Origin of the sequence: Chryseobacterium indologenes (genome assembly GCF_001295265.1) — a bacterium.
GTDB classification, from domain to species: domain Bacteria; phylum Bacteroidota; class Bacteroidia; order Flavobacteriales; family Weeksellaceae; genus Chryseobacterium; species Chryseobacterium indologenes_A.
In genome coordinates, this window is record NZ_LJOD01000013.1 from 111487 (window position 1) to 128540 (window position 17054).

The 17054-nt window shown below is 38.9% G+C and carries 11 protein-coding genes; 7 read left to right on the forward strand and 4 right to left on the reverse strand.

The genetic code is table 11. From position 1 onward, the window contains the following. Positions 1-294 precede the first annotated feature (294 nt). The 4 genes from AOB46_RS17500 to AOB46_RS17515 all read right to left on the reverse strand — a co-directional run bounded on the left by AOB46_RS17500 (position 295) and on the right by AOB46_RS17515 (position 4018). Positions 295-1251 (reverse strand): DUF3810 domain-containing protein, encoded by a 957-nt coding sequence (locus AOB46_RS17500; RefSeq protein ID WP_082377213.1) that lies wholly within the window; start codon positions 1249-1251, stop codon positions 295-297. 91 nt (positions 1252-1342) lie between these two features. After that, a complete protein-coding gene (locus AOB46_RS17505) occupies positions 1343-2788 on the reverse strand; it encodes an MFS transporter (RefSeq protein WP_062701750.1) in 1446 nt (481 codons plus the stop codon). A 39-nt stretch (positions 2789-2827) separates the two neighbouring features. Beyond that, the gene (locus AOB46_RS17510; protein WP_082377214.1) at positions 2828-3556 is read right to left on the reverse strand and encodes a lysophospholipid acyltransferase family protein; all 729 of its coding nucleotides are present in this window, start codon (positions 3554-3556) and stop codon (positions 2828-2830) included. Positions 3557-3559: 3 nt separating this feature from the next. Then, a complete protein-coding gene (locus AOB46_RS17515; RefSeq protein ID WP_062701753.1) occupies positions 3560-4018 on the reverse strand; it encodes a GtrA family protein in 459 nt (152 codons plus the stop codon). Positions 4019-4470: 452 nt separating this feature from the next. On the opposite strand from AOB46_RS17515, the gene AOB46_RS17520 reads away from it, so the two are divergent. From AOB46_RS17520 to AOB46_RS17550, 7 genes are all read left to right on the forward strand, one after another. Then, positions 4471-4734: a hypothetical protein gene (locus AOB46_RS17520; protein WP_062701755.1), complete on the forward strand. Its 264-nt coding sequence runs from the start codon at positions 4471-4473 to the stop codon at positions 4732-4734. 85 nt (positions 4735-4819) lie between these two features. Beyond that, positions 4820-5671, forward strand: coding sequence for a BadF/BadG/BcrA/BcrD ATPase family protein (locus tag AOB46_RS17525; RefSeq protein WP_062701757.1), 852 nt, complete (start codon positions 4820-4822; stop codon positions 5669-5671). Between the two features lie 16 nt (positions 5672-5687). Next, entirely contained in the window at positions 5688-7976 is a 2289-nt protein-coding gene (locus AOB46_RS17530) for an NADP-dependent malic enzyme (protein WP_062701758.1), read from the forward strand. 178 nt (positions 7977-8154) lie between these two features. Further along, on the forward strand, positions 8155-8739 hold the full coding sequence (ruvA, locus tag AOB46_RS17535; RefSeq protein WP_062701760.1) for a Holliday junction branch migration protein RuvA: 585 nt from the start codon (positions 8155-8157) through the stop codon (positions 8737-8739). Positions 8740-8796: 57 nt separating this feature from the next. Then, the gene (gene sprA / locus AOB46_RS17540; protein ID WP_062701762.1) at positions 8797-15816 is read left to right on the forward strand and encodes a cell surface protein SprA; all 7020 of its coding nucleotides are present in this window, start codon (positions 8797-8799) and stop codon (positions 15814-15816) included. Between the two features lie 110 nt (positions 15817-15926). Then, the gene (gene gcvH / locus AOB46_RS17545; RefSeq protein ID WP_062701764.1) at positions 15927-16304 is read left to right on the forward strand and encodes a glycine cleavage system protein GcvH; all 378 of its coding nucleotides are present in this window, start codon (positions 15927-15929) and stop codon (positions 16302-16304) included. 25 nt (positions 16305-16329) lie between these two features. Beyond that, the gene (locus AOB46_RS17550; protein ID WP_062701790.1) at positions 16330-16656 is read left to right on the forward strand and encodes a VanZ family protein; all 327 of its coding nucleotides are present in this window, start codon (positions 16330-16332) and stop codon (positions 16654-16656) included. Positions 16657-17054: the final 398 nt, after the last annotated feature.

The following is a 17054-nucleotide window of genomic DNA, read 5'->3' on the forward strand; positions in this document are numbered from 1 at the left end:
CAAGTCAAGGTAATAAATTTTTTTTCATCATTTGTGTTTTTAGAATCGTATCGCCTGATACGATTCTTTTTTATGCCTGTAAAAAGAGAATTCAGCCTAAAAAAAATTAAGAATAAGCCGGAAGGCTTAAAATAACTGTTTAAATAATCCAGCCATCTTGATCATAAAATAAGACAAAGAATAAATAGAAAATATATAAATTTATTGTTCATAGACAAAAGTTGAACCTGTTACAGAAATCTTGTATTCCTTTGTATCTGATCTTTAAAAAACAACTTTCATTGAAACCATGAACTATTTCTCATAGTTTAGAAGAAGATCAATAAAGTAGGAGTAGGTTACAGAACCTTCCTGCTGGTTACCTTTCAGAAAGAGATTATTTGTAAATCCGAAAAAATCATCAAGCCAGCCCTGATGCCTGAAAATAAAAGCCCTTTCATAAGCCCTGTCTCTTTTCATAGCAGGAGAGTAGCCGTTCAGAATTGTCTTTACAAATTCAGGATCTTCCTCCACAATGAATCTTAAAAGGCTTTTAAGGGTAAAATATTCGGTACTGTATCTCAGATCAGTATTGTCTGAACGGACGCCAATCAGGTAACCAATGAAATTAGCTTCCTGCTCCCTTGCAAAACCTAGCTGGTGAGAGCTTTCATGTGCTGATGTGAATGGTATGAATGTATGCGGAAGTTCTGCATTGTACTGAGCTTCTGCTGTAAAAGGATTATAGTATCCCAATATTCCGGTAAAGTTCATTACCTTTTTAAAAAGACTGGGTTTGAAAGCATTGATCTGTGGGGCTTTTTTGTCTGAAATGAACTTTGGAAGCAGCAGCTGCTGTTTAAGGATTTCAGTTTGTACCGACTTCAGATCAGTAATGATGAAAATACCGTTTCTATCTTCCTGAACAAATGTTCGTGTAGTTTTACACTTTTCAAGATAGCGGAGAGCAAGAGCTTTCGCTTTATTGATATCAGGTTCCTGTTGAGAAGCCAGTTTCTTGATAAGTGGAGTCTGAAAATACAGCATTCCCCAAAAAAACTGATAGATAAAATAGAAAACATTGAGGCCACCCAGGATTTTAAGAAAAGCAGCATTTCTGTCTGTTTTTTTTAGGCATTTAATGAGGAAATATAAAAGAAAGATTCCCAGAATAATATACATCAGGTCCCCGAGAGAAAAAGGAATCCAGCTGAAAAGTGATTGATGTGCCCCTTTCTGAAATTCAAAAAAGCGTTCAAAAAGAGAAACCATTATTCCGGATTTCGAAAACGCATAGAACAAAAGAAATTGGGCAAGTAATACACCTGCCCAAAATCGTTTTTTATGGATAATTTTTTTATTGTTAATGACCACTGCCTTTAGAAATTTTATCAAGATCAATGCCTTGTGCCTTCAGGATTCCTGTAACACGGATTGCATAGAACGCAAGATAAGCAAAACAGATAACACCTACGATATAACTGAAGTGAATATTCGTTAAATCAGCAATATATCCCTGAATCATACTTACAATACCACCTCCCATAATCATCATAATCAGGTAGCCGGATCCTTGGTTAGTATGCTTTCCAAGACCATTGATGGCAAGTGCGAAAATACACGGCCACAGGGTAGAACAGAATAAGCCTACGCTGGTAAATGCATATACGGAAATCATTCCGGTAGTAAACATTCCTATCAGTAATGCGGCAATACCTGCTACGGAAAAGATCAGAAGCATTCTTGCGGGATTCCCTTTACTCATAATATCACAGATAATCATTACAATAATAACCGATGAATACACATAGAATGGGGAAAGGTCATGCTTTGCAATAGCGTTCACCAGAAGGAATACTCCAAAGGCAAGATAAGGAGCAAGGAATCTTAATATCTTTTTAAATCCGCCGCTCACATCAAAAGCTTCAACGGCTCCGGTCCAACGCCCGATCATTAAAGAAGCCCAGTATAATGAAATATAGGGAGCAACATCTTTAGTCTCGAAACCTAAGCTTTTTTCCATGTAGGCAGGAAGATTACTTGCTGTAGAAACCTCTACCCCTACATAAACAAAAATGGCAATCATTCCCATAACCAGCTGAGGATATTGGAAGGCAGATGTTTTATGATCGCCGGGAACAATATCATCAGTATCTTTAGTATTGGTAGGAGTTATCGCAGGAAGAGAAGAAAACTTAAGCATTACAGCAACCAAAGCAAATGCAGCACCTAAGATCAGATAAGGAATTTTTACACTTTCAATACTTGCCTCTGTATTGGCTGCAGAAGCAGATCCGAAGATGGCAAATGAAACAATAAGAGGTCCGATGGTTGTTCCTAAATTATTGATTCCTCCAGCCATGGTAAGTCTTTGAGATCCTGTTTCCACCGGTCCCACTTCAATAGCTAATGGATTGGCTACAATCTGCTGAAGTGAAAATCCGAGACCCACGATAAAAAGTCCTGAGATCATTAATGGGAAAGATCCCATATTGGCTGCAGGATAGAAAAGTAAAGTTCCTGCTGCAGAAATAAGAAGACCTAAAATTAAGCCGTTTTTGTATCCTATTTTGTTGATCAGGTCTTGTCTCAAACTCTTTGAAACAGCCATGTAAATTAAAGACCCCACAGTATAAGCCACATAAAAGCAGATCTGTACGAGCATACTTTCAGTTTGGGTCAGTTTAAAGGCTTTTTGGAAGACCGGGATCAGAATGTCATTACTTGCCGCTACAAATCCCCAGAAAAAAAACACAGTAACCAAAGGAATGAATTGCCCCCAATTGGTTTGTTTAGAATAATTTGACATATTTGTTAGAAATTTCGCAAACAAATATAACTATTTCTTTTAAATAGAATGTTCCAGCAACGTTTTTTTTATCTGATTATAAGCCTCTGTTTTTAAGTCCTTTGGAGAATCTGAAGGCTCCATAATTCCATTGAAATATACTTTTACTCTTCCCGGGTACCCCTTAGAGCTGTCAAAAGGGAAAATTTCTTTCAGTCCGATAAAAGTATATACCGCAATAGGAGAATGATGTTTTGAGGATAAAGTAAACGCCCCGTCTTTAAAATCGTCCAGAATAACAGACGTGTCATCCGGAACACCGCCTTCAGGAAATATAGCAATGCTGTTGCCTTCTTCCATTTTTTCAGCACATCTTCTGTAAACATCGGCGCGGCTTCTTGCACTTCCCCGGTCTACCATTACGCATATTCTTTTATAGATGGTCCCGAAGATCGGAATCTTTACCAATTCTTTCTTGCCTACAAAACAGATCGGGTTATGAGGAAATAAAATGCAGGTAAGCATAATATCCATGATGGAAGTATGATTCGATATGAAAACATATTGCGTGTTTTTATCCTTCTTCTGGTCCGAAAGTCTGATCAGATCATATCTCAGCCCCATGCCATAGAACATACCGAAGCACCAGATCCGTACAAATTTATATGCGTACTTATAATGCTTTTTATTGAAGGATAAAATATAAACAGGAATTCCCAGAGTAACTGTCAGTACAAAAGCTAACAGAAGAAGCCAGAATCTCCACAGGTAATTTAAAATCTTTGTCACTGCTTAACCGTTAAAAATTACTTTCTTTTTTACCGAATAATTAAGAATGGAAACCAGCAGGATTGCCGCCACTTTACTGATCATTTCCGGGCTTAAGGTATAAAAAATTAAATTGATATTATCCTTAAATATAAAACTGTAAAATACCTGGAAAAAACCAAGGCTTAATAAGGTTGAAATAAAAGAAACTCCCATAAAATAGGCAAACTCCCGCTTTTTGGAGTGCTTTCCTCTTTCAAAAACAAACCAGATGCTCAGAAAATAATTGCTGATGATGCCGCAGCTTGTAGAAAAAATATTGCTTAAAGGATAATGTACACCATGAAAATTAACTTCCCTGGAAAAGACATGAGGAAGATAGGTGCTGAAGGCCTTAAAGCTTCCAATCTCTACTACAGCGCTCAGCCCTCCGGCAATGATGAAGAACAGAACCTGCTTCTGGCGTATGAGTAACTCTTTCATTCAAAATATATGATCTGCAAATTTATAACTAATATATTAATATAGCCTCAGTTCCCGATAAGAACTTCTGATTTATGGAAGGTAAACTCGGAAAGAGAATAAGTAATTTATAACAGTTGTAAAGAATAATAGTTTATCTTTTTATAAGTAATTTAATGTGGAAGACGGTCGGTAAGGATTGGCTTAATGAAAACTCATACTACCTTATACCTATAAATATAAGCCCAGAAAAGAAACAATTAATAATGATATGTTAAACACTGAAAAAAGTTGTTAAAAAATTTTTTTGAATCAAAATTATTTCTAAATTTAATCTTCTGAATGATGTAATTATAACCTGATAATAAATTCATTTTCAACTTCTTGTGTTGATGGTTTTTTCTATCTTGTAATGCACGATTGAAAGCATACACCCTACTTTTATGACCCCCTCAATTAATAACAATATTTGTATGAAACGTCAAAACAAATACAGAAAATTCCAGCTTCAGCAAAAAAATATTGAAGCTCTTGAAAGAGAAAATTCCCGCTTCAAAAGAGTGTATTCTGAATATGAAAATATGGCAGATGAACTCTGGAATCTTGAAAATTCTACAGGAGAACCCGTACCCGATGATTTTATCAATGCTATGGTTCTTCAGACCTCTTATCTGGAAGATGAAATTGAAGACTGGCTGATCCAGTTCAACAATGAAAAAACTGATATAAAACATTAGTGATTTTAAACAGCTTCCAGGTTGTTTTTAAACGCTAATTAAAGATAAATTCATATTTTAGCACCCTTAAACTAAAATGTAAAATATGGTTGCTATTGTTGACAGTGGTTCTACTAAGTCGGACTGGGTGATTCTTGATGATTTCAAAAAGGTTTTTCTAAAAACAGAAACTATCGGCTTCAACCCGAACTTTATCAACAGAGAGCTTATTGTCCCTGAAATAGAGAAAAACAGCAACCTGACATTGATCAAAAATTCCATCACAAAGATTTTCTTTTATGGTTCCGGATGCGGGGTGAAAAAGAACTGCGAAATCATAGAGGAAGAGCTTAAAAGAATATTTACCAGAGCTGAAATTGTGGTAAAGGAAGATCTTATGGCAGCAGCTTATGCCGCATACAACGGAAAGCCGGCTGTGGTATGTATTTTAGGAACAGGATCAAACTCATGTTATTTTGACGGACAGAACCTAAAGATAGAACTGCCGTCCCTTGGTTTCCTCATAGGAGACGAAGGAAGCGGAAGCGCGATCGGAAAGCAGCTGGTGCGCAGGTATTTCATGAAAAAACTTCCCGCAGATCTTCATTCCGAATTTGAACAGACCTATCAGCTTACTGTGGAAGAAGCATTGAAAAAAATGTATCACAGCCCGAGACCCAATGCCTATCTGGCAGATTTCAACAAATTTGTGATCGAAAGAAAAGATCATCCCTATCTTAAGGAAATGATATTCGAAGAAATGAAGAACTTTTTCGAATACCAGGTGATTCCTTATGCCGAATCAAAAGATGCCGAAATCAACTTTATTGGCTCAATCGCTTATTACTACGAAAATATTCTCCGTTCTGTTGCGGCAGAACTTCATTTAAATGTGGGCCATGTTGTACAGAAACCTATTGAAAGTTTAGTAGACTACCATATTAAATATATACTTTAATAAAAAACGAAATTCTATGTCAAGTAAAACCCACCGCGACGAAAAGAACTTTAATCAGGCCGCGTTAGACTATCATAAAGCAGAACCTAAAGGAAAGATCGAAGTAATTCCTTCAAAGCCGCACTCTTCCCAGAGAGATCTGTCACTGGCCTATTCGCCCGGAGTGGCTGTTCCTTGTATGGAAATCCACGATAAACCGGAAACAGTTTACGATTACACAGGAAAAGGAAATCTGGTAGCCGTAATTTCAAACGGAACTGCCGTGCTTGGGCTTGGTGATATCGGGGCAGAAGCCTCAAAGCCCGTAATGGAAGGGAAAGGACTTCTGTTCAAGATCTTTGCAGATATCAATGTCTTCGATATCGAAATCAATGAAAAAGATCCTGATAAATTCATTCAGATTGTAAAAGGAATTGCTCCGACGTTCGGAGGGATTAACCTTGAAGATATTAAGGCCCCCGAAGCATTTTATATTGAACAAAGGCTTAAAGAAGAGCTGGATATTCCATTGATGCATGATGATCAGCACGGGACAGCAATTATTTCTGCAGCAGCATTAATCAATTCACTTCAGATTGCCAATAAAGATATTGCTGAAGTAAAAATGGTAGTGAACGGGGCAGGAGCCGCTGCCATTGCATGTACTAAACTGTACATTGCACTGGGACTGAAAAAAGAAAATGTTCTGATGTGCGACAGTAAAGGGGTAATTAATCATAAAAGAGAAAATCTTACTCCTGAAAAACTGGATTTCATTGCTCAAACCGATATTGAAACATTAGAAGATGCCGTAAAAGGATCAGATATTTTCATTGGATTATCCAAAGGAAACGTGATGACCCCGGAAATGCTGATGAGCATGAACGAAAATCCTATTGTTTTTGCCTTGGCAAACCCTGATCCGGAGATTGCTTATGACCTTGCTGTTGAAACCCGTAAAGACGTGATCATGGCAACAGGAAGAAGTGACTATCCTAACCAGGTGAACAATGTGCTGGGATTCCCTTATATTTTCCGCGGTGCTTTAGATGTTCAGGCAAAAGGAATCAACGAAGAAATGAAACTGGCTGCAGTACACGCTATTGCAGACCTGGCAAAAGAGCCGGTACCGGAAGCGGTAATATTAGCTTATAATGTACAGAACCTGCAATTCGGAAGAGAGTACTTCATCCCGAAACCTTTTGACAACAGGTTAATCACTAAGGTATCAAGTGCTGTAGCAAAAGCAGCGATCGAAAGCGGAATAGCAGGGAAAACAATTACAGATTTTGAAGAGTACGAAAACCAGCTGCTGGACAGAATGGGACGTGATGAGAAGCTCGTAAGAATGATGCAGAGCCGTGCAAGATCCAACCCGAAAAGGATCACCCTTGGAAATGCCGAAGAATACAACGTTCTGAAAGCAGCTCAGATTCTTTATGAAGAAGGAATTGCTTTGCCGAGCCTTTTGGGTGATAAAAAATACATCAAGGAGCAGATGGTACGTTACGGAATCAATCTGGACGTGCCGATTATTGATCCTAGTGATGATGATCAGAAAGAAAACAGGAAAAAATACAGGGAAACACTCTGGAAACTTCGCCAGAGAAAAGGAATGAACGAGTACAAGGCGAAAAGATATGTACGCCAGAGAGACTATTTCGGTCCTCTTATGCTGAGACACGGAGATACAGACGGCCTTATCATAGGTTTCTCCAAAAACTACACTTCAGTGCTCCGCCCTGTTTTAGAAGTAATCGAAAAAGATAAAGGCGTAGATAAAGTTGCCGCAATGATGATGATCCTGTCTGAAAAGAAACCTATTTTCTTTGCAGATACTTCCATCAATCAGAACCCAACCGCAGAAGACCTGGTGAATATTGCTAAAATGGCAGAAATTACCGTGAAATCCTTTGCTATTGAGCCTAGAATTGCAATGCTTGGTTTCGAAAATTTTGCAGCCATCTCTGATACCTCTAAAAAAGTTGCCAAAGCAGTAAGTATTCTGCATGAAAAATATCCTAAAATGGTTGTGGACGGAGAAATTCAACCGGATTTTGCGATGAACGCAGATCATTTAAGTGATTATCCATTCTCAAAATTAGGAACCACCCCGGCCAATACATTCATTTTCCCGAATCTTGAAAGTGCCAATTTATCTTACAAGATCATCAGAGGAATGAAAGTGGCTCAGGTTATCGGACCAATCTTAATGGGATTAAAACAACCTGTACATGTATTGCAGATGCGCTCCAGTGTAGATGAAATTGTAAACCTTGCCACCATTGCAGTACTGGATGCCCAGAGAAGGGAAAGCAAAAAATAATAAAAAGAACCTGTTTTTTATTAAAGACAGTACAAAACCTATCCCAGCGGATAGGTTTTTTGTATTTAAGTGAATTCATTGAATGTACAGTCAAAATTTAAGTTAAAATTCATTCGTACTTGAAATAAAAACATTAATTAGTTTAAATTGCTATATTTGGGAGTTTTAAAAATTAATAATGATATTTTCTTTACAAGGCAGCGTTCAAGAACTTACGCCCACCTACGCAGTGATCAATGTCCAAGGAGTTGGTTACTATGTAGGTATCAGTTTGATGACCTCCCAGGCCCTGGCCCTGAATCAGCCGGCTTTCTTATTTACCCAGCAGATCATCCGGGAAGATGCTCATCTTCTCTTCGGTTTTAACACTCGTTCAGAAAAAGAGATGTTCAACCTGTTAATAAGCGTTAACGGAGTAGGAGCAGTTTCAGCACTTATCCTGCTTTCTACGTTAAGCCTTGGAGAGATTGCTTCAGCTATACTTTCCCGTAATAGTGCACTCATTCAGAAAGCTAAAGGAATCGGGGCGAAAACAGCAGAGAGGATCATTGTGGATCTTAAAGATAAAGTCCAGAAATTCAGTCTTCCGGAAGAAAACATTTCTGCCCCTGCAGATAATAAAATCAAGGAAGAATCGTTATCTGCATTAGAAGTTTTAGGGATTCCTAAACGGATGAGTGAAAAAATTGCAGACAGAATTCTGAAGCAGAATCCGGAGGTTTCTGTAGAAGAACTGGTAAAACAAATTTTAAAAAACATTTAACATTTGGTGGCGAAGAATAAGCATTTTAAGATATTTTTGTTCCTGTCGTTCCTGTGTATGTCAGTAAGTGGCTTTGCACAGCAGGTACGTGATACCGCGATTATAAAAAAGGAATATCAGCTGGCCGATCCTACAAGATACGAAGCCTACTATGACATAAAAACCGGAATGTATTTCATCTATCCGAAAATCGGAAATATAATTACCGGCCCTCCTACAGCTATGTCTCCGGAAGAGTATAAAGAATTTATGCTGGCAACCCAGACAAGAGCTTATTACAAGGAGAAATCAGATAAATATAACCTGCTTTTCAGAAAAGACAGAAGTGATGCCCGGAGAAAAGGTCTTATACCTTCCCTGATGATCAATAATAAGCTTTTTGAAACTATTTTCGGAAGCAACAAGATCGAGATTATCCCCTCAGGATATGCCTCTTTAGATTTTGCGGGGCTGTATCAGAAAATAGACAATCCACTCATTTTACCACAGAACAGAACGAGTTTTACCTTTGACATCGATCAGAGAATACAACTTGGATTATTAGGAAAAGTGGGCGAAAACCTTCAGTTGAAAGCCAATTACGATACCCAAAGCGGTTTTGCATTCGAGAACAGAATGAATTTGGTCTGGCAGGCAAAAGGAAACTGGAAAGACTTACAAACCAAAGGTTTAGGGGATGTAGATAAACCAAGTGCCGGAGGAGAAGATAAAATCATCAAAAGAGTAGAATTCGGTAACGTAAATATGCCGCTTTCAACCAGTCTTATCCGGGGTTCGCAATCTCTATTCGGTATGAAAACAGAGTTCCAGCTGGGGAAAACCTATGGAACTGTTGTGCTTTCCCAGCAACAGGGTGAAGCAAGAAATATTGTTGTACAGGGCGGTGGTGTGATGAATAACTTTAAAGTCAATGCCATTGACTATGAAGATAACCAGCACTTTTTTCTTGGACATTACTTCTTAGACCGTTATGATAATGCGTTGATGAATTATCCACAGATCAATTCCACGGTGAATATTACCAGGCTTGAAGTCTGGGTACTTGATCAGGGAAACAGCAATCTGGCGTATCAGAAAAGTATTATCGGGATCAGAGATCTTGGAGAAGGACCGGGATTACCGGATAACTCTCAAAATGGACTATACACGGACATTAATACAGCCATCGGAACACCAAGAGAGGCAGGGAAAAATTATGCCCCAAATTTCCAGGGACAGACTTTCCCGGGAAGTGCACAGCCTTATGATAATGGCGAACATTTTATCTTCAATACCAAAGCAAGAAGATTAAATTCCAACGAATATACATTACAGCCCCAGTTAGGATACATTTCATTGAACCAGAAACTAAACGAAAACCAGCTTTTAGCAGTTTCCTATTCCTATACGGATGGTTCTAATAAGGTATATAAAGTAGGGGAATTCTCAGAAGAAAGCCCCGTTCTGGTAACTAAGGTTCTAAGGGTAAACAACAGGGTGAATGTAGATTCGCCGATGTGGGACCTGATGATGAAGAATATTTATTCCCTGGATGCAGGACAGGTAGCACAGGATGGCTTCATCCTTAACGTTTTTTACCGGGATCCTAAAACAGGAGGTAAAGTAAATTATCTGCCCGGAACACCGGTTGCAGACAAAAACTTATTGAAGTTGCTGAACTGGGACCGCCTCAATATGAATGGTGACCTTCAGAACAGCGGGGGAGTTTTGGGAGATGGTATTTTTGACTTTGTTAATGGGGTTACCATAAGGCCTGAAACCGGAAGAATAATCTTTACCAAGGTACAGCCCTTCGGAACCTTTATGCAGAGCCAGGTTGGAAACGACCCGCAGTTTGTTTTCACAGATCTTTATAAGCAGCAGAAACAGACCGCTACAGCAAGTAACCTGGCACAACGTTACACCATAGAGGGTCGTTATAAAGGAACGCAGGGACAAGGAATTTCCCTGGGAGCGGTAAACGTTCCTCAGGGATCTGTAAAAGTTTCCGCAAACGGAGTACAGCTGACAGAAGGGGTAGATTATACTGTAGATTATATGCTGGGTACCGTGACAATCATCAATGAAAATGTAAAACAGTCCGGACAGGCCATTAATATTTCATTAGAAAATCAGCTTACTTTTAATACTCAGAGAAAAAGATTCCTCGGCTTAAACCTTGAACGACGATTCAGTGAGAACTTTATCTTGGGAGGAACCCTTGTTAATTATTCAGAATCTCCGCTTACCCAAAAGGTAAATTACGGACAGGAGGCTGTTAATAACACAATGGCAGGTATCAACATGATGTACAACAATCAGGTACCTTTCTTAACAAGATTAACGGATAAAATTCCATTGGTAAATACTGAAGCACCATCCAATCTGAACTTCAAGATGGAAGCTGCGTATTTGCTTCCTGGGCTTAATAAAGGAACAAATGACCAGTCCTATATTGACGATTTTGAGCAGACTACCTCTAAAATATCATTAAAAGAGCCTGCTGCATGGAGTCTTGCCTCTAAGCCTGAGAAAAATGTACTGCCTCCTTTCAACGGAGTTCCGGCCAATGATGACATAACAGCCGGATACGGTAGAGGACTTTTATCCTGGTATAACATTGACCCTAGATTCTGGGGAGTTGGAGGAAGAGCTCCGGCAGGGATTACAGCACAGTCAATGTCCAACCACGCGTCCAGAAGAGTACAGTATTCCGAAATTTATAATAACAGGGATTTTGTTGCCGGAGAGCAGACCTTCACCAATACCCTGGATATTTCATATTTCCCTCAGGAAAAAGGTCCGTATAATGTGAATCCGAATGCAGAAGTTCCGGGTAGCAGATGGGCGGGAATTATGAGACCGGTGAGTGTCCCTAACTTCATCACCTCAAATATCGAATATGTAGAATTCTGGATGATGGATCCATATGCAGATGGTAATACCTTAGGATCGTCCCCGGGAAATCCGCCAAGGCTTTTACTTCACTTAGGAAACGTTTCTGAAGACATCCTGAAAGACGGAAAAATGCAGTACGAGAATGGTCTTCCGACAGCAGGAGCTCCTTCTACAACAACCGTATCCAACTGGGGAGTGCAGCCAAAGCAGCCACCTATTCTTTATGCATTCTCCAGTGAAGGAGATGACAGAAGAGCACAGGATTTGGGGTATGACGGTTTAAGCTCAGAACAGGAATCATCCAGATTCGGAAATACTTTTGTGAACCCGGTAACCAATCTGGTAGACCCTGCAGTAGACGACTTCGTATTCTATATGTCCGAGAAATTTACCGGCAGCCAGGCGTCTTCTGTTGTACAGAGATATAAATACTTTAGAAATCCGGAAGGAAACTCACAGGCAAATTCATTGGAAGTTGCTTCACAGACACCGGATGCAGAAGATATCAACAAGGATTATAACCTTGACCAGACAGAAAGCTATAATGAGTATGTTGTAAAGCTTGATCAGCCAAGCCTTGCATTAGGACAGAATAATATCGTAGACGTAAAAACGGTAAAAGCAACCTTCCAGAACGGACAGTCTTCAGATGTGAAATGGTACCTTTTCAGAATCCCGGTATCTAAATTTGATGAATCCGGAGCAGAAGGAGAACGTAAATCAGCAGTACTTAATAACGTAAGATTTGCAAGATTAATGCTGACAGGATTTGAGCAGACTTCTACATTAAGATTCGGAACATTGGATCTGGTAAGATCAGACTGGAGAAGATATCCTAATAAAATTGCCAGTATATCAGTACCTGAACCTAGTGAAGGAACAGCGGGACCTGATACAATGAACAATAATTTTGAAGTAGGAAGTGTAAATATTGAAGAAAATGCTTTAAATCAGCCTCCTTATGTATTGCCTCCGGGAATTGACAGACAGGTATTGAGTGGGAATGCAGGAGCTCAGAGACAAAATGAAGCGTCCTTGTATATGAAAGTGGACAATCTTTTTGAAGAAGCCAGAGGGGTTTTCAAAAATACATCCCTGGATATGAGAAGATATAAAAAGCTGAAACTTTTTGTACATGCTCATGATCCTTCCCCTAGTGGAGGCAGTAATAACGGGCAGATAGATCCTAAAACCAGATTCTTTATTCGTTTTGGTAGTGATGCTACAGATAACTATTATGAATATGAAGCAGCATTGAAATTAACGGATAAAACGGCCACAGCACCGATGGATATCTGGCCTTTTGAAAATGATGTGGACCTTGAAATACAAAATTTTGTTGATGCTAAAATTCGAAGAGATAAGAATTCACCGAATGATATTATCAAAAGAATAATGGACCCTTCATTTGGTGATGATTTAAAAAGAATCTATATCAAAGGACGTCCGAGTTTAGGAAATATTACAACCATAATGATTGGGGTAAGAAATGCGGGAGACAGAATAGGGGGGCCAATCACCAGAGTTCTTTGGGTAAACGAGATCCGTCTTTCTGAAATTGAAAATGATGGGGGATATGCTGGAAATGCAAGTCTGAACTTCAATCTTGGAGACTTTGCAACCGTTAATACCAGTGCTTCATATACTTCGGTAGGATTTGGAAACATAGATTCAAAACCGGCAGAAAGAACCCAGTCTACCCAATCGGCTTTCAGTATCAATACAGCGATTAATGTAGATAAATTCCTTCCGGAAAAAAGCGGGGTGAAAATTCCTCTGAATTATTCATACTCACAAACCATTGAGGATCCTAAGTACAATCCACTGGATACCGATGTAGAGTTTAGTAAAGCTGCCAATAAAGAGCAGTTGAAAAAAGTGGCAAGAACATATACCCAGCAGAGAAGTATCGGGGTTGTGAATATGCATAAAGAAAGAGTAAATCCTAATAAGAAGCCTAAATTCTATGATATTGAGAACATTTCTGTAACGGCAGTATATAACGATGATTACTTCAGAGATATCTATACTTCCAGAAATTACAGACAGTATCTGAGAGGGTATGTTGATTATAACTATACTTTCAAACCGTGGGTGATCAAGCCTTTTAATAAAATGATCAGTGATACGGCAAAATCAACGAAATACCTGAGATGGGTTAAAGAATTTAATTTCAATCCTATTCCTACAAGATTATCTTTCAGAACAGAAATTGACAGAAATTACAATGAACTTGAATTTAGAAATGTAGAAGCGATTTTAAGTGGAAATACAGGAAGCAGCTTTGATGCTATCAAAAACAGAAACTTCTATTTTGGATGGCAGTACGGGCTGGGCTTTAATTTCACAAAATCATTGAAGCTGGAAATCAATTCTGCAACAAGAACGCTTAACGATCAGGTGGATGTTAATACCATGAATGACAAATCCATTTTTGGAAATGTATTCAGAGCAGGGAGACCGGTATTGTACAACCATAGAGCACAGCTCAACTACAAGCTTCCGTTCCAGTATCTTCCGTATCTTGATTTCATTAATGCCGAATTGGGGTATGGATTTACCTACAACTGGAATGCAAGGTCTACAGCATTGCTTTCAAGCCCTGAAGGGAGCTTAGGTTCCGTTGGTCAGAATACCAATGTGATCATGGCAACAGCAACGGCAGATATTCCGAAGTTCTTCAGCCAGTTCAAATATTTTAAGAATATCAATGCAAAGCTTCAGAAACGTAAGCAGGAGATTGATTCCCTGAATAATGTTTATACCCAGCAGTGGGAGAAAAAAAGATTCAAATACAAAAAATATAAGTTCAAGAATAAATTAACACCGCTTGAGAGTGCAGCATTCTTCATGACCTCTTTCAAACAGCTTGATGTTAATTATTCCGAAAATAACGGAACAGTACTTCCGGGCTTACTGTCTGCTCCAAACTGGTATGGCTACGGTCAAACGCTGGGAGGACCTACTATGGGATTCTTATTAGGATCCCAGGCTGATGTCAGAAGAACCGTTTTGGAGAATGGATGGGTAAGTGACTCACCTTATATGACAGATCCTTATATACGGATGTCAACGCGGGAATTAAGAGCCAATTTACAAATTGTACCGATTAATGAATTCAGAATAGATCTGAGTGCGCTACATAATTATAACAGAAACTTCTCACAGTCAGGATTCAATAACAGGAATAACCTGGCAACAACAAACCATGATTATGTCTTTGCCAATGATCTGGTAACTTATTCTAATTCTGTAGTACTGTTGAAAACCTCGTTCAAGCAAAGTGAAGCAATTTATCAGGCAATCAGGCAGAATGCAAGAGAACTGTCACAACAGCTCGGCGGCCCTAATGCTCCATTAACAGATGGTTATGCAGACGGCTATAGTATTTCCAATGCTTATGTATTGATTCCTGCATTCAGAGCCGCTGTTGAAGGCAAATCTGTAAAACAGATGGGGAATGCAAAGAAAGCAGGGCTTCCTATTCCGAACTGGAAACTAACCTATTCAGGATTGAGAAATATTCCGATTATTAACGGTCAGTTCTCTAAATTTGATGTACAGCATGCTTATACAGCAACCTATACAGCAGCCGGAGTGCAGTCAAGTATTGATTACTTTAACAGCCTGAGTGCTAAAGGAAGTGATCCTAATGCCGTATTTGATGTGAATGGAGATTATATCAATCCGTTTACATTCTCACAGGTAGGATATGTAGAATCATTCTCTCCGCTTATCGGAATAGATGTTACCATGAGAAATAATATGCAGTTTGGTATCCAGTATAACAAAAACAGGATGCTGTCATTGGGGCTGGTAAACCATACCCTGACAGAAGATTCTAATACGGAATATGTAGTAAGGCTTGGCTATATCGTGAAAAATTTCAGATTAGGTATGGCTAATACAAGAGGAAGCAGAGGAAAAGGAAGTGATCTTAATATCAGGGGAGATATCTCATTAAGGGACAGCAAAACTTCCATCATGAACATCCTGCTGAATGATTCACAGGTAACAGGAGGACAAAAGCTTATGAATATTAAGCTCTCTGCAGATTACAACGTTTCCGAAAACCTTAACCTGAGAGTCTTCTACGAACAGATGACTTCAAAGTATAAAATTTCTACGGCATTCCCGTTATCTACTATCAGAGCCGGACTTTCCGCTACGTTTACGTTCGGTGACTCAGGTGGTTTTTAAAATAAAGTGAAATAAACTCAAATGTCCTTCAATTTTGAAGGACATTTTTTATATCGGATATTTGAAGCTAGTATAATTTTGAATACATTTGTAAAAATAAAAATTAAAAAATGAACACACCATCAGAATTAAAGTACACTAAAGATCACGAGTGGATCAAGATTGAAGGAAATGTTGCTACGATTGGTATTACAGATTTTGCACAGGGAGAGCTTGGCGATATTGTGTATGTAGATGTAGATACAGTAGATGATGATCTTGAAGGCGGAGCGGTTTTCGGAAGTGTAGAAGCGGTAAAGACGGTTTCAGATTTATTCTTGCCTGTTTCAGGAAAAGTTATTGAGTTCAATTCAGATCTTGAAGATCAGCCTGAACTGTTGAATTCTGATCCTTATGGAAACGGATGGATCATCAAATTAGAAATTGCTGATGGTGCAGATCAGTCAGAATTGCTTTCTGCAGAAGAATACCAGGCTATCATTGGATAAAATTTCAAAAATATTTAGTAAGATCTTGCCCATTTATTGGGCATTTCTTACTTATATGCTTCTCAAGCCAGGGCAGGAAAATCAGGAATACTGGTTCATGTTCAACGGTATCGACAAAGTTTTGCATCTAAGCATATTTGCGGTACTGGGCTTTTGTTTCATGGCAACATTTCCCCGTATAAAGTTTTCCTATTACATTCAGATCATGCTGATCTACGCCTTTCTAACAGAGATCCTTCAGGAAGAAATGGGACTGGGGAGATCCATGGAAAACCTCGATATCGTGGCCGATACTATAGGCAGCCTCTTGGGATACTATATATATAAGGCTTTACTCAAAAGATTTTTCTGATCACTTTATTAAAATCAGAGAGCAACTTTGAATTTCATCTTCCTGGAATTCAATTTTTTTCTTAGGAGCTTTTTCCCGCTCTCCGCTTTTACTCCTCACGCCGTTTTTTTTGCCGCTTCATTTCCTTTGCCTTTCCGGTGCATGTTGCGGGGTAACCGCTTCTATCGGGGCTAGGGTAGAGTACATTTTATTAAAACTCCCCCGATGAGGTTCCAAACTGGATACCGATTCCTCCAATATGGCTTAGCGCAAAACCGTTTACTTATAGTTTTGCCCCATATTATTAATACCCCGGTCTGTTATAATATAAATAAAGAAACCATCCCTGCCTTCTTAAACACCCTTTCCGGGAGATTGCAGAAACATATCCGCTTTTGTGGATAACTCTGATATTTTCA